Origin of the sequence: Streptomyces hoynatensis, from assembly GCF_003626535.1 — a bacterium.
Taxonomy (GTDB): domain Bacteria; phylum Actinomycetota; class Actinomycetes; order Streptomycetales; family Streptomycetaceae; genus Streptomyces; species Streptomyces hoynatensis.
Genome location: NZ_RBAL01000022.1, coordinates 1 through 19,334, shown reverse-complemented (window position 1 = coordinate 19,334; position 19,334 = coordinate 1). Strand labels below are relative to the sequence as shown.

Here is a 19,334-nt window from a genome sequence, read left to right as displayed (position 1 = left end):
CTGCCCGGGCCGGGCACGGCATCGGGCCCGCCCCCCGCCCCCGCGGCGGCGGGCGGGACGGCGGGCCCGAGGGGCACGCGGGGTGTGCGGGCGCGTGGGGGACGGGGGTGCCGCGGGGACGCGCGGCACCCGGGGGCGTCAGGCCCTGCCCTCGAAGAGGCTGGTCACCGAGCCGTCCTCGAAGACCTCGCGCACCGCGCGGGCGATCGTCGGCGCCATCGAGAGCACGGTGATCTTGTCGAGCGCCACCTCGTTCGGGGTGGGCAGCGAGTTGGTGAAGATGAACTCGCTCACCTGCGAGTTCTTCAGGCGGTCGGCCGCGGGGCCGGAGAGCACCCCGTGGGTGGCCGCCACGATCACGTCCGCGGCCCCGTTCGAGAACAGCGCCTCGGCCGCCGCGCAGATCGTGCCGCCGGTGTCGATCATGTCGTCGACCAGCACGCACACCCGGTCGCGCACGTCGCCCACCACCTCGTGGACGGTGACCTGGTGCGCCACGTCCGGGTCGCGCCGCTTGTGCACGATGGCCAGCGGCGCGGCCAGGCGGTCGGCCCACCGGTCGGCGACCCGTACCCGTCCCGCGTCGGGGGAGACCACGGTCAGCCGGTCGTGGTCCACCCGGCCGGCGATGTACTCGGTCAGCACCGGCAGCGCGAACAGGTGGTCCACCGGGCCGTCGAAGTAGCCCTGCACCTGGTCCGCGTGCAGGTCCATGGTGATGATCCGGTCGGCGCCCGCGGTCTTCAGCAGGTCGGCCATCAGCCGGGCGGAGATGGGCTCCCTGCCGCGGTGCTTCTTGTCCTGCCTGGCGTAGCCGTAAAACGGAATGATGACGGAGATGCTGCGTGCCGAGGCCCGCTTCAGGGCGTCGATCATGATCAGCTGCTCCATGATCCACTTATTGATCGGCGAAGTGTGACTCTGCATCAGAAAACAGTCGGCGCCCCGCACCGACTCCTGGAAGCGCACATAGATCTCGCCATTCGCGAAATCCGTGGCCTTGGTGGGAACCAGACCCACTCCCAATTCGGCGGCGACTTCTTTCGCCAACGCGGGGTGGGCGCGGCCGGAAAAGAGCATCAGTTTCTTCTCGCCGGTCGTCTTGATCCCGGTCACGTTTCGTCTCCTTGTAGCCGCATCGGCGCTCGTTCACCCCATTGGGGCACCCCCTACGGTACCCGTCAGGCATCCCGCGGCTTGCGCTCCGTCGCAGCTAGAGCCGCCTCGGCGGCCTGGGCGGCGGCGGAACCCTGGCGTTTCCTCGCCACCCAGCCCGCCACGTTGCGCTGCTGGCCGCGGGCGACGGCCAGAGACCCTGGCGGAACGTCACGAGTGATCACGGAGCCCGCCGCCGTATAAGACCCGTCGCCGATGGTGACCGGCGCCACGAACATATTGTCCGCGCCGGTCCGGCAGTACGACCCCACCGAGGAGTGGTGCTTCTCCTCGCCGTCGTAGTTCACGAAGACGGTGGCGGCCCCGATGTTCGTGTGGTCACCGATCGTGGCGTCGCCGACATAGGAGAGATGCGGGACCTTGGTGCCCTCGCCGATAGTCGAGTTCTTCATCTCGACAAAGGTCCCCGCCTTCGCGCTCTCGCCGAGCACCGTGCCCGGCCGCAGGTACGCGTACGGGCCCACCAGCGCCCCGGCGCCCACCCGCGCCCCCTCCGCCACCGAGTGGGTGATCCGGGCGCCCGCCCCGACCACCGTGTCCCGCAGGCGGCAGCCGGGCCCGACCTCGCAGTCCGCCGCCAGGTGCGTCGCGCCGAGCAGCTGCGTGCCCGGGTGCACCGTCGCGTCCGGCTCGTAGGTGACCGTGACGTCCAGCCAGGTCGTGGCCGGGTCCACCACGGTCACCCCGGCCAGCATCGCGCGTTCGAGCAGCCGGTCGTTGAGCAGCCGCCTGGCCTCGGCCAGCTGCACCCGGTTGTTGATGCCGACCAGCTCGCGGTGGTCGGCGGCCTGCTGCGCGCCCACCCGGTGCCCGTCCTCGCGCAGGATCCGCAGCACGTCGGGCAGGTACTGCTCGCCCTGGCTGTTGTCGGTGCCGACCCGGCGCAGCGCCTCCGCGAGCAGCCGGCCGTCGAACGCGAGCACCCCGGAGTTGACCTCCCGGACGGCGCGCTGCTCCTCGGTCGCGTCCCGGTGCTCCACGATGGCGGTGACCGCGCCCTCCGCGTCGCGCAGCACCCGGCCGTAGCCGGTGGCGTCCGGCACCAGGGCGGTGAGCACGGTCACCGCGTTGCCCTCCGCGGCGTGCGTGGCCAGCAGCGCCCCCAGGGTCCTGGGCGTCTGCATCGGGATGTCGCCGCAGGTCACCAGCACCGGCCCGGCGGGCGTCACGCCCTCGGCCGCCAGCGCGTCGAGGGCGCAGCGCACCGCGTCGGCGGTGCCGAGCCGCCGCTCCTGCACGGCGGTCCGCACCCCGGGGGCCACCTCGGCGAGATGCGCGGTCACCTGCTCCCTGGCGTGGCCGACGACCACGACGACGTCCTCGGGGTGCCCCTCGGTCAGTGCCGCGCAGGCCTCGACGGCATGCCCCAGGAGCGAGCGGCCGCAGAGCTCGTGCAGCACCTTGGGCGTCGCGGACTTCATGCGGGTCCCCTCACCCGCGGCGAGAACGATCAGGGCGGCCGGGCGGACGGTGCTGGAACTCAACGGGATCGCGTCCTTCTTGTCCTAGGGAGAAGGGGGATTCCCGCAGAATACCGGCGTGGCCGCGCGCCGGCTTGTCCGCGCGCCCCGCCCAGGAGCGCGCACGCCCCCGGTGCCGGCGGCCCCGGCCGTCCCGGGGGCGTACCCCCGCGGGCGGCGGGCGGCGGCGGCTCAGAGATCCGGCTCCTGCGAGCGGGGGCGGCCCGGGCGGCGGCCGGTGAGCGAGGCGAGGGTGTTCCTGATGTGGGCGAGGTGGGCGCGCACCTGGTCGCCGCGTTCCTCGTAGTCCCTGACCAGCCGCTCGGTCTCCCGCTCCACCCGCTGCCGCCGCACCCGGGCCGCGGCGAGCAGCTCCTCCCGCTGCCGCTCGGCCTCCTCCTCCTGCGCCCTGGCCGCCGCCTCCGCGTCGGCCAGCTCCTCCCGCGCGCCGGCGAGCAGTTCCTCGCCGCGCGCCGTCAGCTCGGCCACCCGCGCCGCGACCTGCGACTGCCGCGCCGTGAGCTCGTCCTCGAACGCCCGCGCCGTGGCCGTGTGCTCGGCCCGCTGGGCGGCGAGGGCCTCCTGGCAGCGCCGGTTCGCCTCGGCGAGCGTCGCGCTCGCCTGCTCGCGCAGCGCCCTGGCGTGCGCCCTGGCGTCGCCGAGCAGCCCGGCCGCCGTGGCCTGGGCCCTGGCGAGGGTGCGCTCGGCCTGCGCGTCGGCCTCCCCGCGCACCCGCCCGGCCGCCAGCCGCGCGTCCTCGTGCAGCCCGCGGGCCACCTCGCCGGCGGCGTCGAGCAGGTCGCGGGCCGCCGCCTCGGCCGCGGCCCGCAGATCCGCGGCCTCCGCCTCGACCTCCGCGAGCAGCAGCACCGCCCGCTCGCCCAGCGTCTCGAAGGCGGGGGGCGGCAGCGCCGCCGCGGCGGCCGAGAGCCTGGCCGCCTCGCGGGTCATCTCCTCCACCCGCAAAGACAGCCCGGCGAGCCTGCGCCAGGCCGCCTCGCGCTCCCGGTCCAGCTCGGTGACCACCCGGTCGACGCTGTCCCGGCGGTATCCGCGGCCACGGACGGAACGGAAGTCGTACGGCGAACTGGAGCCCGTCATGAGGACAATGATCCCCAATCAGGGCCCGGTTACGTCTCAGCGCGCCGGGGACTCCGCCCGGGCGCCCGCCGTCACAGCAGGCCGTCCCACATCTGCTCCAGGAGAACCGACCACCAGTTCTCGGGGTCGGCCACCGCCTGCGGATCGAGGGCGGCCAGCTGGGCCTGGAAGTCGGTGGTCCAGTGCCCGGCCTGCTCCGGGTTCAGCCCGTAGCGCAGCCGCCACATCCGGCCGAGCAGCGCCATGCAGCGCGCGAACTGCGGCAGCGAGGCGTTGACGAACTGCGGCGCCGCCGGCTGCATGCCGGGCCCGGCCTCCATCGGCACGGCCACGATGTGCGCGGTGCCGTACTGCACGCACAGCTGCCGCCCGAAGTCGGTGCCCATCACCAGGTAGGTGCCCGCGTCAGGGGCGGGCTGCACGCCGCGCTCCATCGCCAGCTCCGCCAGGGTCGGCACCGGCCGGCCCGGCTGGGCCTGCGCCCAGAAGAACGGCGCGATCTCCAGCGGGAGTCCCGACCACACCAGGCTCTGCGCCACGATGTCGGGCACGCCCTGCCTGGCCACGGCCTGCTGCGCGTACCGGAACACGCCCTGCGGCCCGTACGCCTGGACCAGCTCCTGCCCGATCACGTCAAGGCCGACCGCGGGGGCCGCCTGCACCTGGGGCAGCGGCACCCGCACCGGCGCGGAGCGTGGCGGCCCGTCGGCGAACTGCTGCAACTCGTCCTGGTGCTCCACCAGATGCCGCACCCCGGCCTGCCGGGAGGCGAAGTCCCGGCCGTAGGGGGCGGTGTGCGTGATGCGGACCTGCGGCCAGGTCTCCCGGATCATCCGCGCGCAGTAGGCGCCGGGCAGCTCGCAGGACTGGAGCTCGGTGTGCAGCTCAAGCACCTGGTGCGGCGGGACGTTCATGGCGCGCAGCTCGTGCAGGATCTGCCACTCGGGGTGCGGCATGCCGGGCGCGGAACGCCGGATCAGCTGCTGCTCCGAGCCGTCGGGCGCGCGGTAGCGCAGCACGGCCATGTACCCGGAGCCCACGGTGGGCTTGGCCGCCTGGGGGTAGCCGTAGCCCGCGGCGGCGCCCGGCGTGGGCGCGGGCGGGGCGGCGACTCCCGGCGGGGGCGGGCTCGCGGCCCCCGGCGGGGGCGGCGGGGCGGGGACGCCGGAGTCGACGGTCGGGCGCTTGGCGAAGGAGTCCGCGGCGTGCGGGTCCTGCCCCTGGGAGGCGGCCCGCAGCGACTGGACCATCTCGGGCGAAACGGCCTGCGTCGGCGCGTAGTTGGCGCCCCCCGCAGGCGCGGGCGCGTCGGCGGGCGCGCCTGCGGGCGCGCCGGGGGCGGGGGGCGGGGGCGGCACGGGGGCCCCGTGCCCGGGAGCGCCGGGCGGCGGGGGCACGGGCATCCCAGGCGGCCCCTGCGGCGGGGTCGGCGGGGCGGGCGGTCCCGACTTGGCGGTGTCGGCCGAGGCGAGGTCGGCGGCCGGGCGCCCGCCGGGCGCGGGGGGCGGGCCCAGGGGGATGCCCGCCGGGCCGCCGGCCAGCGCCGTGGGCGGCCCCGAGGGCGGCGGCAGGGCGCCGAGCCCCTGATCCGCAGGCGCCTGCGGCCCGTCCTGCTGCTGGTGCCCGTCCTGCTTCTCGTGTTTCTCGTGTTTGTCGCGCTTGGCGCGCCTGCCGAGCTTCTCGCGCTTCCCGGGCGGCGCCGCGCCCTCCTCGGGGGGCGGCGGGGCGACGGCGGTGGGCGGCAGCGCGCTGCCCTGCGGCAGCACGGCGGTCCTGGCCTCGGAGGACAGCGTCGGCCCCGAGGGCGCGGCGGCCGGGGCGGCCTCCTCATGGACCTCCACGACCGGCGGCGAGAAGACGGTGGCCGGCGGCGCGACCGAGGCCGCGTCCTCGTCCCCGCTGTCCGAGGTGTCCGTGCCCGCCCAGGGCGAGGCACCGGCCGCGGGCCTGGAGGCCCGGGAGGGCGTCGCGTCCACCTCGTCCCAGGGGGAGGGCGCCGCCGGGGCGGCGCCCGGCGGCGGGGCCGGCGGGGCGGCGGGCGCCGCGGGGGTCCAGGGCTTGCCGGCCGGCGGCGGAGTGGGCGCGGGCTCCCGGCGCGCGGCGCCCGGCCGCACGCCCGCGGGCTCGGCCTCCGGCTCCGCGCCGGTGCGCTGCCCGGGGACGGCGGCCCGGTCGGCGGCCTCCTGCAGCCAGTCGGGCGGCGTCAGCAGGAACGAGGTCTGGTTCAGGTCGATCCGCTCCGGCGGCTTCGGGGCGGGCCGCGCCTGCGAGAGCGCGCCGTACTCCTCCTCGTAGCGCCGTATCACCTCGGCCACGGGCAGCGCGGGCCACAGCGTGGTGTCCCCGCTGTCCCTGGCGATCACCAGCTTGCCGCCCGGGGCCTGGGCGCCGCCTGGGCCCTCGGCCCAGGCGACGAACCCGAGGTCGAACTCGCGCACCCGCACCTCGCGGCGCGGCTCGGCGGCCGGCGAGCCGTTCACCCAGCGCTCGGCGCGCTCCTGGGCCTGTGCGAACGTCACCATCGCGCTCACCCCTCCACCGGGACGGCGCGGGCGAAGCCGCCGTCCACCATCAGATCGGCCACCGTCGCCAGCTCGGGCGGGTTGCCCGCGAGCCGCCGCAGGAAGTCGTCGAAGTCGGCGCCGCAGGGCAGCAGGAGCTCGGCGACGCGCTGCTGGATCGTGAGGCCGTCCCGGTCCCGGGCGTCGTCGTAGGGGCACAGCCAGACCGAGCCCGCGTCCCCGCCCTTGACCTTCACCGTGACGATGCCGCCCTGCACGAAGGCCACCCCCAGGTAGTCCTTGGTGAGGTGGTCGCGCAGGCACTTGTTCACGTACACCAGGTCGTTGACCGCGGCCTCCTCGCGCAGCGTGAAGAAGGGCTGGTCGATCAGCAGGCCAAGCTCGGCGTCCAGGCCGACCCCCTTGGGGGCGCAGCCGCCCGCCGCCTTCAGGAACGAGCGGTACGCCTCGGGCAGCCGGTAGCCGAGCCGCTCCTCGGCGGCCCGCACCCGGTCCTCGTCCACCGCCACCGAGTGCGGCACCGAGAAGTGCACGGGCTTGGTCTCGGCCAGCGGCCTGGTGCCGCGCTTGTGCTGGTCCACGGCGGTGGTGGCCAGCCCGCCGTGATGCCGGAGCAGCGCCTTGACCTCCACGGGCACAAGTTCGAGACGCCGGGTGCCGGCGACGTGGTGCCAGGTCCAGCCGTGCGGGGTGGCGACAGAGGGGAGGTCAGCCCACAGCTCGTGCCCGGCGGCGTGCAGCGCGGCGTTGGCCGACACGTAGTCCGTCAGCCGCAGCTCGTCGACGCCGAAGCCCTCGGGCGGCTCGGCGATCTCGGCGGCGGCTCTCGCGTAGCGCGAGAAGTCCGGGTAGCCCCGGGCGTCCACCCGGACTCCCAGCGGGTAGTGGGCCGCGCGCACCGGGTCCGGGAACTGCACCACCTGTCCGGCATATGCCCTGTTCGGTGGCGCGGCCTGCTGCCCGAGCCGACCTGTCGTCATGGCGTTACGCCCCCTGCTGCAATTCATCACGCTGTTCGGGACAGCCTATGGGGTCGAGGAGTCGGTGGCACGATCGTCCTCGTGATAACGGATACCCACGGCTGGGAGCCCGGCGAACCGGGCGCCCACCGGGGCGGCTCAACGCCCCAAGCCCCCACGCTGCTTCACCGCCGCGACGGCATCCTGCCCACCACCGCGGCGGCGCTCTCCGTCCCCGGCCGCGGCGCGCTCACCGCCACCGCCAGCCGCGCCGGCGAGGCACCGGTCCTGCACCCCGTCGTGCGCGAGATCTTCGAGAACCTCGGCACGGCCCAGCGCGAGCGGCACCTCGGCCGCTGCCCCGAGGCCGCGCTGCTCTCCCGCTTCCTCGCCGAGGTGGAGGCGGACACGCTCGGCGCGGCGCGGCACGCGCTCGCCGAGGCCGGCCTCACCATCCGGCACATCCGCGAGGACGGCGACCCGCAGCACGGCACCTTCGCGCCGCACTGCGGCTCCTGCGCCGTCCTCATCGCCAGGCTCGGGGTGCCCTCCACCGGCTCGCCCGTCGAGCCCCCGGCCGACTCGGGGCCCGCGGCCGGGGCGCCCTGGGCGGTGGGCACCGTGGAGGAGGTCTTCGCGGCGGCCGGCTGGGAGCCGGGCCGCCGGCACGTCGCGATGGCCGAGGAGTGGGCCGACGCGCTCAGCGCGCACCGCTCGCCGCAGGGCCACCCGCACTCGCTGTTCCCCGCGGCGTTCGAGACCTGGGCGGAGCTGGGCAGCCTCATCCTGCGCCCGACGGGGCCCGGCCTGCACCACGCGCCGAGCACGGTGGTCGTCGACCCGCTGCTCGGCCTGCACTGGGCCCGCACCCTCGACGACCTCGGCCAGGCGCTGGGCACCCGGCTGTGCCCGCTCGGCCAGGAGCTCGGCGGCACGGCCCTCATCTCCCTCGACCAGGAGGGCCGGCTGTACTGCGTGGACCACACCGGCGACTGGTACCTGGGCCCCGACGTGATCAGCGGCCTCACGACCCTGCTGACCGGCCGGAGCCCGCAGCGGCTTGAGGCGCCGGAGGAGGACTGAGGCGGGCCCGGTGGCCCGGTGATCCCGGTGGCCCGGCGGGCCCGGGCGGCGCCGGCGAGGGCGCGCGTGGTGGGGCGCGCGCCGCGCCGTCACGCGATGTCCCCTCCAGGGCACCGGATGTTCACCTGAAGGGTGCCCGGACATTACCGGACCCGTACTGACCCTGCGGCAGAGTCGTGCACTCGGCTCGCGGCCGGAGCGGCCGGCGAGGCGCCCGCGGCGGGCCACGGCGGCCGGCGAGGCGCCCGAGGGCACCGGGGGTCGGGCGGCGCCGAGGGCACCGCGGGCAACAAGGAGACGGAATGAAGCAGGGCAAGCGCCGGATCGCGTTCGCGGCTCACGTGGACGAGGACCGGCTGCCCCGGCTGCTCGTGCTGCTGCGCAGCCTGGCGCTGACGAACCCGGCCGTCTGCGAGGACTTCCTCCTGCTGCACGGCGGGCTGGCCGACGCCGCGTTCGAGCCCGCGCGGCGCCTGCACCCCAGGATCGTCCCGCGCAAGGCGGCGCCGGCAGCGGACGGCGCGGCCGAACCCGCCCCGCGCACGCCGGGGTTCGCGCCCCTCCCCGGGCAGGCCGCGTTCGCCGCACTCACCGCGTTCGCCGGGGATGCCGCGTTCGACGACTACGACACCATCATCGGGCTGCCCGCCGACGCGGTGATCGCGGAGGACATCGGCCCGCTGCTGCGCACCCGCGCCCCCTTCGTCCCCTACCGCCCGGCCGGCCGGGCGGGCCCCGCAGCGGACCCGGGGAACGACCCCGCGGGAGCCCCGGCCCCGGGCCGGGAAGGCGCCGCAGGACCCGCAGGACCAGGCGCCCCCGAGGACGGGGCGGACGGGTCGGGGACGCCGGCGGCGGGCGAGGCGGGCCACGGCGCGCTCGCCGGGGTGGCGGAGCTGAGCGACCGCGAGTTCTACGCCGCCTACTGCGCGCTGCCCGGACGCAAGGCCCCCGAGCTGCTGCTGCACTGCGCGCTGCCGCTGCTGCGCGAGGGCGGCCCGATCACCACCCGCGCCGGCAAGCGCGTGGACGCGGCGGGACTCGCCCGCGTCGCCGGCTCCGCCCTGCACCAGCTCGGCCGCTACGAGGAGGCCGTGGAGGTGCTCACGCCCGCCGCCGGCGACCCGCGGCGGGCCCGCAACCACGAGGCCCTGGGCAGCGCCCTGCTCGCCCTCTCCCGCTACCCCGAGGCCGAGACCCACCTGCTGCTCGCCACCGCCCACCCCGTCGTCGCCCCCCGCGCCTTCGCCCAGCTCTCCCGGCTCGCCTGGCTGCACGGCGAGAACGAGAAGGCCCGCCGCCACGCCGCCCAGGGCCTGGACGCCGACCCCACGGACGCCGGCTGCCGTGCCATGTACGCGCGCGCCTCGGCCGGGGCCGGGGAAGCCGGCGACCCGGCCGCCCAGGTGGCCCACGTGGCGCTGTACGCGGAGGGCCAGGAGAACTCGGGCGACAAGCTGCTGCCCGAGGCGGTGCGCCGCTGCTTCGGCGCAGAAACCGGGCCCGCGCGCTGGCACTCGGTTCCCGTGCACCGGCTGGTCGACGACGCCCTCCTGGAGCGGCTGAACGCCAGGCGCGGCGTGCTGGTCGGCGGCGGCGGCCTGTTCCTGCCCGACACCTGGCCCAACGGCAACAGCGGCTGGCAGTGGAACGTGCCCGACGCGGCGCTGCGCCGGATCACCGTGCCGCTGGCCGTCTTCGCCGTCGGCTTCAACCTCTTCGAGGGCCAGCACTTCTCCCGCACCAGGCTCGCCGGCAGCCTGCGCACCCTGGCCGAGCGCGCCGCGTTCTTCGGCCTGCGCAACCGCGGCTCGGCCGACCGGGTCCGCGAGCTGCTGCCCGCCGAGCTGGCCGGCCGGGTCCGCTACCAGCCCTGCCCCACCACCGTCATCCGGCACCTGATCCCGGGCTGGCGCGATCCCGCCCCCGCCGACCGCGCCGACGTCGTGCTCCTCAACTGCGCCTACGACCGGGCCGGGCTGCGCTTCGGCCACGACTACGGCCACTTCCTCGGCCAGATGGCCCGCGCCGTCCGCACCCTGCGCGCCCACAGCGAGGTCAGGTACGCCGCGCACGCCCCCTCCGACGAGACCTTCGTGCACGACCTGCGCCGCGAGCACGGCCTGACCCTGCCCGTGGAGCAGCTCTACGACCTGCCCAACGACCGCCTCCTCGACGTCTACCGCAGGGCCCGCCTGGTGATCGGCATGCGCGGGCACGCGACGATGATCCCCTTCGGCTGCGGCACGCCCGCCCTGAGCCTGGTCTCCCACCCCAAACTGGCCTATTTCCTCGCCGACCTCGACCGCGAGGAGTGGGGCGTCTCGGTGCACGCCCCCGACCTGGCCGCCGAGCTCACCGAGCGCGCCTGGTGGCTGCTCAACGACCAGGCCGCCGCGGTCGCCGACGTCCTGGAGCGGCAGGAGGCGCTGCTCCGCGTCACCCGCGAGAACGCCGCCGAGCTGTCCCGGCTCTTTGGGGGGGAGGCGCCCGGGGCTGGACCCGGGGTGGGAGGCGGGGCGTAGATTCTGGCCACGTGACGTCGAACCCATTCTTCGAGCCGAGCGAGCTGCCCTACGAGCTGCCTCCCTTCGCGCGCCTCAGGCACGAGCACTTCCTGCCCGCCTTCGAACGCGGCATGGCCGACGAGCTGGCCGAGGTGGCGGCCATAGGCGCCAACCCCGACCCGCCCACCTTCGAGAACACGCTGGAGGCCCTCGAACGCAGCGGCGCGATCCTCGACCGGGTGCGGCGCGTGTTCTTCAACAAGGCGTCCTCCGACGCCGACGAGGCGACCGAGGCCCTGGAGGCCGAGATCGCGCCCCGCCTGGCCGCCCACGAGGACGCGCTGCTCCTGGACGCGGCCCTCTTCGCCCGCATCGACGAGCTGTACCGGCGGCGCGAGGAACTCGGCCTCGACGCCGAGCAGCTGCGGCTGCTGGAGCGGCACCACACCCTGCGGGTCCGCGCCGGCGCGCTGCTCGGCGCCGAACAGCAGCGGCGGCTGCGCGAGCTGAACGCCGAGATCGCCACCCTGAGCGCCGAGTTCACCCGCAACCTGCGCGCCGCCACCGCCGCCGCGGCCCTGGTCCTCGACCGGCCGGAGGACCTGGCGGGGCTGCCCGCCGACCAGGTGGCCGCCGCCGCGGAGAACGCCAAGGCCCTGGGCCACGACGGCGCGTACGTCCTCAGCCTCAAGAACTTCTCCAACCAGACCGAGCTGGCCGCCCTCACCGACCCGGCCCTGCGCGAGCGCCTGCTGGCCGCCTCCCTCGGCCGCGGCCTGCCGGAGAACGGCCGCATCGCCGTCGCCCTGGCCAGGCTGCGCGCCGAGCGCGCCGCCCTGCTCGGCCACCCCAACCACGCCGCCTGGCAGGTCGCCGACCAGACCGCGGGCACCACCGAGGCCGTCGAGGCGATGCTCCACCGCCTCGTCACCCCGGCCGTCGCCAACGCCAGGCGGGAGGGCGAGGCGCTGGCCGAGGCCGCGGGCGTGGCCGAAATCCGCGCCTCGGACTGGCAGTTCTACTCCGAGCGGGTCCGCAAGGAGCGCTTCGCCCTGGACGCCGCCGACCTGCGCCCGTACCTGGAGCTGGAGCGGGTGCTGCGCGACGGCGTCTTCCACGCCGCGGGGCTGGTCTACGGCATCACCTTCACCGAGCGCCCCGACCTCCTCGCCTACCACGAGGACGCCAGGGTCTTCGAGGTGCACGACGCCGACGGCGGGCCGCTCGGCCTGTACATCGGGGACTTCTTCGCCCGGGAGTCCAAGCGGGGCGGCGCCTGGATGAACGAGCTGGTCTCCCAGTCGCGGCTGCTCGGGCAGCGGCCCGTGGTGGTCAACAACCTCAACATCGCCAAGCCGCCGGCCGGCGAGCCGGTGCTGCTGACCTGGGACGAGGTGACCACCCTCTTCCACGAGTTCGGGCACGCGCTGCACGGCCTGTTCTCCGACGTGCGCTACCCGCTGCTGTCGGGCACCGGCGTCCCGCGCGACTTCGTGGAGTTCCCCTCCCAGGTCAACGAGATGTGGGCGGACTGGCCCGAGGTGCTCGCCCACTACGCCAGGCACCACCTCACCGGGGAGCCGATGCCGCCGGAGCTCCCGGCGCGGCTGCGGGAGGCGGAGAACTTCGGCGAGGGCTTCCGGCTGGTCGAGTACCTGGGCGCCGCGCTGCTCGACTGGGCCTGGCACACCCTGCCCGCGGGGCAGGACCCGGGCGAGGCCGAGGAGTTCGAGGCGGCGGCCCTGGAGCGCTACGGCCTGGCGCTGCCCGCCATCCCGCCGCGCTACCGCACGGGCTACTTCGCGCACATCTTCACCAACGACTACGCCGCCGGCTACTACGGCTACTGCTGGGCCGAGGTGCTGGACGCGGACACCGTGCGCTGGTTCAAGGAGAACGGGCTGAGCGTGCGGGAGAGCGGGGAGATCTTCCGCCGGGAGCTGCTGAGCAAGGGCGGCAGCGTCGACTCCCTCGGCGCCTTCCGCGCGGTCGTCGGCCGCGACCCCGAGATCGAGCCCCTCCTCGCCCGCCGCGGCCTCCTCGCCTGAGCCGCCCGGCCCGCCGCCGCCCCGGCCGGTCCGCAACGCGCCCGCGCCGTCCCCGCGCGGGCCCTCCCCGGCGCCCGGCCGCGGCGGGGCGGCCCCGTGGGACGGCCGTGGGGGCCGGGCGGGGGCGCGGTGCGGCGCGCGGCGCGGGGGAGGGGCGCCCCAGACGCCGGGGGAGGGGAACACGCGGGGCGCTAGGCGCCGGGGGACTCCTCGGCGCGGATCTGCGCGCGGTAGGCGCGGGCCGTGGCGCGCAGCGCCGTATCCGGGTCGACGCCCGCCGCCTCCGCCTCGGCGGCCAGCGCGAGCAGGCGGTGCCCGAAGTCGGCCGGGTCCTGCGGGTCGCCTGGCAGCGGCACCCGAAGGCCGGCCGCCCGCGCCCGGCCGGCCAGCTTCGCGGCGAGCGCGAGCCCGGGCTGCCCCAGGGGCACCCCGTCGGTGACCGAGGTCCGCTCCTTCTCGGCCGCCTTGGTGCGCAGCCACAGCGCGTGGACGTCCTCCGCGGTCTCGGCCCGGGCGTCGCCGAAGACGTGCGGATGCCGGCGGATCAGCTTGGCGACGATCCCGGCGGCGACCTCGTCGATGCCGAAGGGCTCCTCGGCCTCCTCGGCGATCCTGGCGTGGAAGACGACCTGGAGCAGCACGTCGCCGAGCTCCTCCAGGAGTTCCGTGCGGTCCCCGGCCTCGATCGCCTCCACCAGCTCGTACATCTCCTCGATGCCGAACCTGGCCAGGCCCTCGCTGGTCTGGACCGAGGCCCAGGGGCACGCGGCCCGGATGCGGTCCATGACCTGGACGAGGTCGAGCAGCCTGGCGCCCGGGAGGTCGTAGGCGCCCGGCAGCAGCTCCAGGTCGGGCAGGGCGGCGCGGCCCGAGCCGGCCAGGGCGGCGAACTCCTCCGTCAGCCCCGGCTCGCCCTCCGCGCCGGCCAGCACCACGGCCGTGCGGCCGCCCGCGGCGGCGGCCACCAGCTCCGCCGCCCGCGGCTCGGCGACGCGGACGGCGACGCCGGCCTCGCGGACGTACGGCAGCTGCGGGTGTGCGGGGTCCTTGCACAGCACCGTCCCGGCCGCGCGCAGCACCTGCCAGGCGGGCCAGGACAGCATGCCGGGCGCGACCCGGTGGCTGGTGGTCAGCAGGACGATACGGCCGGGTTCCGCGCGGTCGGATTCGCTCACCCGTCGAGCGTAACCGGGCCCCCGGCCTGGGCCTGCTCCTCCGCCCGCAGCCACGGCTCGTCGGCCTCGGCCAGCGTGATGTTCTCCGCGTCCCAGGCGCCGTAGCGGGGGTTGACGTCCACGCCGATCTCGTTCGCCGTGTCGGTCAGGGCCTCGATCAGGCGCTGCTGGGCGGTCTGCGGGTCGCCCGCGGGGCCCAGGCGCTGGGCCAGGCCCGAGTACAGCAGCTGGCTGCGCAGCATCCTGTCGATCTGCTCGTCCCCGGCCACCGGGAGCCCGGACTGGGGGGCCAGCGCCACCTGCCGCAGCGCCTCGGCCCCGCCGAGGGACTGCTCGGTGGCGTCCCGCGCCTCCTGCACGGCGCGCCGGGAGACCCGCACGCCGTGGTCGGCGGCGGCCCGCTCCAGAACCTCCTCGTACACCAGGAAGTTGACGGTCTGCCGGGTGAGGTCGCCCGAGCCGGAGAGGAGCTGGTCGCCGTTCGGCTGGGCACGCTGGGCGGCGCGTACGGCCTCCACCTGGGCCTGGACGGAGGCCAGCGAGATTCGCTCGCCGCCCACCACGGCCGCGGCGCCCGGATGGTTGTCCGAGGAGCAGCCGGACAGGAGCAGGGCGGCAGTTGCGGCGGCAGCGGCGGCTACGGACGCTGCGGACGTTCGACGCTTCACCTGGGAACTCCCATGGTCTGTCGGTGGTCGTACGATCTTAAGCAGCCCGCCCTCCGAAGGCCAGGCTCGGCGCAGCAGGCGGCGCGCGGTGACCTCCGCACGCCCCGCCGCGGAGCCGACGGCCCCCCGGCAGGCGGCCCGCGCCGGGGCAGGAGCCGGTGCCGGGTCAGGAGTCCGTGCCGCCGAGCCGCGAGGCCCGGTTGCGCACCCGGATGCGCAGCGCCTCCCGGCGGGCGAAGCGGTGCAGGGACCTGCCCTCCCCGCCGAGCATCTCCGCGACCCTGGCGATCTCCATCCAGACCCGCGAGCGCTGCCCGCCGACGCAGGCCGCGCCGCCCAGCATGCTCAGCGCCTCCTTGACCCGCCCGTGCCTGGCGTGGATCTCCGCCATGCCCACCAGCACATCCGTGGAGTGGGTGGCGCGGCGCAGGATCTCCCGGCCCACCCGGAAGGCGTTCTCCTCGCGGCCCGCGCTCATGTGCTCGCGGAACTCGTCGGTGCGGTAGGCGACGTTCTGCTCCAGCGCGACCGAGAACCGGTGCCGCGCCTCCTCGGCGTCGTGCGCCACCGTCGCGCCCGGCGCGGGCAGGGAGAGCGCCGCGGACATCCTGGCGCTGAAGGCCGGGATGTCGAACAGCTCCTCCACCTCCCGGTACCGCTCCTCGTCGACCTCCTCGGCGAGCACGGCCCGCAGCGCCTCGAACGCGGCCTCCGGGGTGTACTCGGTGTAGGCCCGGTAGCCGCGCACGCCGTCCAGGACCTCGCGGGAGCCGACCCGGTGGAAGGTGGCGATCCGCAGCCGGTGCTGCACGGCCTCGACGACCGAGAGCGGCATCGGGTCGTCCACGCTGGAGAGGAAGAAGACGTCGGAGGCGGCGAGTTCCTCGCGCACCCGGTCGCGGGAGAGCGCCCCCATCCACTCCACCCGGTCGGAGAGCAGGGTCTTCTGCGCGATCCGCGGCGTCTTCCAGCCGACCCAGCTGAAGCGCCAGGGCAGGCCGCGGGCGTGCGCCAGCTCGGCCACCCGGGAGAACAGGTCCACGCCCTTGCGGTCCTGCACCGTGCCCACCATGATCATCCGCGGCCGTTCGCCGACCGTGGCCGAGGCGCGGGCGCGGTGGATGTCGCGCGGGACGGTGTTGTAGATCACGATCGGGTCGGTCACGCCCAGCTGGCGGAACATGTCGGCCTGCGCCTTGGACACGCACAGCACGGTCAGCCGCGGCAGCAGCTTCAGCATCTCCAGGTGCCGCTCGGCGGAGCGCTCCGCCTCGTAGTTGAAGACGTACTCCGTCTCGTGCGCGTACAGCATGACCGTGCACCCGGCGTCGACCAGCGCCTCGACCAGGGCGTTGGCGATGGGCGAACGCCAGAAGGGGGCGAGGCTGTTGATGAGGATGATCTCGGCGTCGGCCAGCGCCTCGGCCGCGTGCTCCGGCTGCGGGAAGGCGGCCAGGTCGAAGTAGTGGACGTCGACGGGGCTCTGCGCGATCAGGGCCTGCGTGTAGGTGAGCACGGGGACCGCGACGCCGGTGATGTAGGAGAAGCTCACGCCGACGACGGCCAGCGTGCCTGGCCTTGAGGCCCGGCGCTCCACCTCGCGCAGCGCGCGCTCCGCCAGCGAGCCGCCGGCCGCGGCGCCGGCCCCCGCGGAGGCGCCGGCCGGGGCGGCGGTCTCGGCCGAGGGCGGCGGGCTCGGCTCCGCCTCCTCCACCACGCGCATGATCTCGCCCGCCACGTCGTCCTTGAAGGCGAGGAAGTGCTCGATGGGGGCGCCGTGCTGGTTGGCGAGGAACTTGCGGGACTTCTTCAGCCGCAGCGCCACCGCGGCCAGCTCCTCGGTGGTCCCGGCGTTGCGCAGCAGCGGGTGGTGGATAGTCGGGAAGACGATGTTGAGGGCCTTGGGGTTGTACAGGACCAGCGGCACCCCGGCGCGCAGCGTCTGCAGGTAGGTGGTGGAGAAGAAGGTGATGGCCAGGTCGTAGGCGGCGAGCCCCTCGGCGTCCAGCAGCCGCTCGGCGTCGAGGAGGGTGACCCCGGGCAGGCCGGTGGCCAGCCAGGTCAGGTGGGCGGGCTGGGTGGAGGGGTGCGGCTTGACGTCGATCTCGCCGTAGGCGCGCAGGGACTCGACCATCTCGGTCAGCTGCGCGCGGTGTTCCGGCCGCGGCATCTTGCCCTGGTCGCCCAGGGGCTGGTCGAGGATGACGATCCGCAGCGGCGCGTCGGCCTCGCGGGCGGTGCGGTGCACGCCGGAGCGGGCCACGGTCAGCAACTCGGGGTCGTCGCTGTGGCCGAGGCCGCCGGTGATGTGCACCCGCGGTCCCGGCTCCGAGGTGCGGAAGCCGACGTGCTGGGCCATCGCCGGGCCCCAGACGCAGACGGCGGCGGGGCGGGAGGCCCCGTAGTACCAGTTCTGGTCGCGCTGTCCGGCCGCCAGCTTCTTGTAGTGGAAGTCGAGGTGGCCGTCCTGGACCAGGACCACCGGCAGCCGCTCGTTGAGCGCCTCGGTCACCCTGCGGCCACGCCGGGACTGGTCGTTGAAGAGGATGACCCGCTCGACCTGCTCCTCGGCGGCGAACGCGGCGGCCCGCACCCGCAGCTCCTGGCCGAACTCGTCGTCGCTCATCGCCTCGCCGACCTCGAAGAGGTTGCGGACCGGGAACTCCTCGCCGCCGGCGGCGGCCTCGGCCAGTGTCCAGCGGGCCACCTCGCCGTTCACATCCGCGGTGAATACGGAGAAGCTGTGTTTCTCCGACTCCGGGGCGGCCATGATCCGCCGGGTCAGATCAACGCCGTTCCGGTTCTCGACGAACACTGCGATGTGCATTTTCTTCCCAGTTCTTCCCAGTCCAGTAGGTGCAGGATGCCGCAGGTTTTCAGATGGGCTGTCTTTCCGGCGCCGTGGCCTTGCCGGCCTTCGGGGGGAAGACCTGATCCGACGCCGGCGCCTCCCGCGGCCGGTCCTGTTCCGTGGCGCGGAAGAGCCAGCGGGCGCGGGGCTGCACAAAGGGCCTTGCGATCATTTGTACCGGGGGGGAACCAAGCAGTGCGGCCGTGATGATCGCCACCAGGAGCCACTCGACCGCCTCCGTGGAGGTGTTGAGGTGCCGGAAGAAATCAACGTGGTACAGCTGCCTGAGAACAAGGGGGTGAAGCACGTAGATGTACAACCCCGCGGTGCCGAGCGTCGTCATGAACGGTACCCGACGGCGCGGAACCAGGCGGATGAGGGCCACCGTCGCCAGAACGCCCCAGACCAGGACCGCGGCGCGCACCGGAACGCCCCACATCAGGTCGTAGGAGTCCTGGCTGTAGGGGCGCTTCATGGCCAGCCACACCGGTTCGAGACGGTCGTCGGCGAGCCAGGCGCCGCCGAAGAGCGCCACGGTGACGCAGGCCGCGGCCCAGCGCGGCACGGCCTCGACGGCCCGCCGCTGCCAGCCGCCCTGCCCGATGAGGTAGCCGATGTAGAAGAACGGGAAGAACGTGACGGTTTGCGAGGCGGAGAACGCGAAGCCCACGTCCTCGGCGAAGCCGACGGCGAGCGCGGCCAGCACCGAGACCGTCAACGGGTGGCGCAGCGTCACCGCATAGGGGAGGGCGATCTTCCAGAAGATGAGCGAGAGCAGGAACCACAGCGTCGCCACCGGCTCGACGACGAAGAAATTCCAGGAGCCGCCCAGGAGCCAGATCTGCAGCGAGGTGAGCAGGGAGACCGCGAGGTACGGCAGCAGAATGCCCTGAATCAGCCGCTGGGCCGAGCGCGCCGTCAGCGGAAGCGCGCTGCTGAACCGGCCCGATATCAGCGCGAAGGCGGGAACTCCCAGGTGCCAGGTGGCGTTGTAGAGCCAGTGCATGCCGGCGTACTGGTCGCGCAGGGGGGTGATGAAATGGCCGATGAGGACGCAGGTGGCGGAGACGTACCTGACGTTTTCCCACAGTGGATCTCGCGGCTTGGTCTTCGTCTGGCCCTCGCGTCCTCGGGGGCGTTCCGCGGGGCCCCTCTTCAAGCGTTGCAGACTCAGCACCTTCTCAGCACCTTACGTCTTTCATCGCGCCTAACTCCGTACTTCTTGTCGAGCCTTGGCCGATGAGCGTAGGTCACGAGGAACGGAAACCTGAAACGAGGGGAACGAGGGGAATGCAGGGAATGGGGGGCAAACGGCAGCCAGGCCGGGGTTGCGTCGGGGCATGTGGGACCGCTCAATTGTGCGCAGAAAATGTGGCCCGGGCGCAGCGCGAGAGTGAACGCCCGATGAATTTCTCAGGGGCGGGCCGGGCCGACCCCTAGGGGCACGTGCGACTTCCCGCCTACGCCGTCGGGGGTGGGTTCCTCCCAGGGGGCGACGAGGAGGAGGGGACCACCTCTCTAGTCTCTACGTCGACGGGAAGACCCAGGAAGCGCCGATCGGACAGATCGGGCGTCTCGCAGTGGCTGGAAGCCAGGAGGAGAGCAACGTGACGACGGCTGTGGCGAATCCGAAGACCGGGGGCAGCGGAGGGCACTCGGCCGTGGCTGCGCGGGCCGAGGGTGTGGTGAAGGCGTATGGGGAGGGCGAGACCAGGGTGGTGGCCCTGGACGGGGTCTCCGTGGACATCGAGCGGGGGGTGTTCACCGCGATCATGGGCCCCTCG

At 74.7% G+C, this 19,334-nt stretch carries 12 protein-coding genes and 1 pseudogene; 4 read left to right on the top strand and 9 right to left on the bottom strand.

What is annotated here, in order from left to right:
* Window positions 1-138: 138 nt before the first annotated feature.
* The 5 genes from D7294_RS26650 to D7294_RS26630 form a co-directional block, all read right to left on the bottom strand.
* The gene (locus tag D7294_RS26650; protein ID WP_120684215.1) at window positions 139-1,116 is read right to left on the bottom strand and encodes a ribose-phosphate diphosphokinase; all 978 of its coding nucleotides are present in this window, start codon (window positions 1,114-1,116) and stop codon (window positions 139-141) included.
* A 65-nt stretch (window positions 1,117-1,181) separates the two neighbouring features.
* Complete coding sequence (gene glmU / locus D7294_RS26645; RefSeq protein ID WP_120684212.1) at window positions 1,182-2,660, bottom strand: bifunctional UDP-N-acetylglucosamine diphosphorylase/glucosamine-1-phosphate N-acetyltransferase GlmU; 1,479 nt, start codon at window positions 2,658-2,660, stop codon at window positions 1,182-1,184.
* Window positions 2,661-2,828: 168 nt separating this feature from the next.
* Window positions 2,829-3,737, bottom strand: coding sequence for a V-type ATP synthase subunit E family protein (locus D7294_RS26640; protein WP_120684210.1), 909 nt, complete (start codon window positions 3,735-3,737; stop codon window positions 2,829-2,831).
* 71 nt (window positions 3,738-3,808) lie between these two features.
* Complete coding sequence (locus tag D7294_RS26635; protein WP_120684208.1) at window positions 3,809-6,259, bottom strand: SUKH-4 family immunity protein; 2,451 nt, start codon at window positions 6,257-6,259, stop codon at window positions 3,809-3,811.
* Window positions 6,260-6,264: 5 nt separating this feature from the next.
* Window positions 6,265-7,239 carry an SMI1/KNR4 family protein gene (locus D7294_RS26630; protein ID WP_120684206.1) on the bottom strand — a complete coding sequence of 325 codons (975 nt, stop codon included), beginning with the start codon at window positions 7,237-7,239 and terminating at the stop codon, window positions 6,265-6,267.
* 81 nt (window positions 7,240-7,320) lie between these two features.
* Here D7294_RS26630 and D7294_RS33890 point away from each other — a divergent pair, with 81 nt between their 5' ends.
* The 3 genes from D7294_RS33890 (at window position 7,321) to D7294_RS26610 (ending at window position 12,856) form a co-directional block, all read left to right on the top strand.
* Window positions 7,321-8,301, top strand: a complete 981-nt coding sequence (locus D7294_RS33890) for an SUKH-3 domain-containing protein (protein ID WP_158674700.1) — start codon at window positions 7,321-7,323, stop codon at window positions 8,299-8,301.
* Window positions 8,302-8,603: 302 nt separating this feature from the next.
* Entirely contained in the window at window positions 8,604-10,826 is a 2,223-nt protein-coding gene (locus D7294_RS26615; protein ID WP_120684204.1) for a polysaccharide pyruvyl transferase family protein, read from the top strand.
* 11 nt (window positions 10,827-10,837) lie between these two features.
* On the top strand, window positions 10,838-12,856 hold the full coding sequence (locus D7294_RS26610) for a M3 family metallopeptidase (RefSeq protein ID WP_120684202.1): 2,019 nt from the start codon (window positions 10,838-10,840) through the stop codon (window positions 12,854-12,856).
* Window positions 12,857-13,047: 191 nt separating this feature from the next.
* On the opposite strand, the gene D7294_RS26605 is transcribed toward D7294_RS26610, so the two are convergent.
* The 4 genes from D7294_RS26605 to D7294_RS26590 form a co-directional block, all read right to left on the bottom strand.
* On the bottom strand, window positions 13,048-14,031 hold the full coding sequence (locus D7294_RS26605) for a nucleoside triphosphate pyrophosphohydrolase (protein WP_120684200.1): 984 nt from the start codon (window positions 14,029-14,031) through the stop codon (window positions 13,048-13,050).
* Window positions 14,028-14,699, bottom strand: coding sequence for a SurA N-terminal domain-containing protein (locus tag D7294_RS26600; protein WP_158674699.1), 672 nt, complete (start codon window positions 14,697-14,699; stop codon window positions 14,028-14,030). Before D7294_RS26600 ends, D7294_RS26605 begins: the two co-directional genes overlap by 4 nt.
* Before the next feature lie 166 nt (window positions 14,700-14,865).
* Window positions 14,866-17,526: a glycosyltransferase family 4 protein gene (locus D7294_RS26595; protein WP_147450914.1), complete on the bottom strand. Its 2,661-nt coding sequence runs from the start codon at window positions 17,524-17,526 to the stop codon at window positions 14,866-14,868.
* Between the two features lie 49 nt (window positions 17,527-17,575).
* The gene (locus tag D7294_RS26590) at window positions 17,576-18,709 is read right to left on the bottom strand and encodes an acyltransferase family protein (protein WP_158674698.1); all 1,134 of its coding nucleotides are present in this window, start codon (window positions 18,707-18,709) and stop codon (window positions 17,576-17,578) included.
* Between the two features lie 448 nt (window positions 18,710-19,157).
* On the opposite strand from D7294_RS26590, the pseudogene D7294_RS26585 reads away from it, so the two are divergent.
* A pseudogene (locus tag D7294_RS26585) lies at window positions 19,158-19,334 on the top strand (ABC transporter ATP-binding protein); the annotation flags it as partial.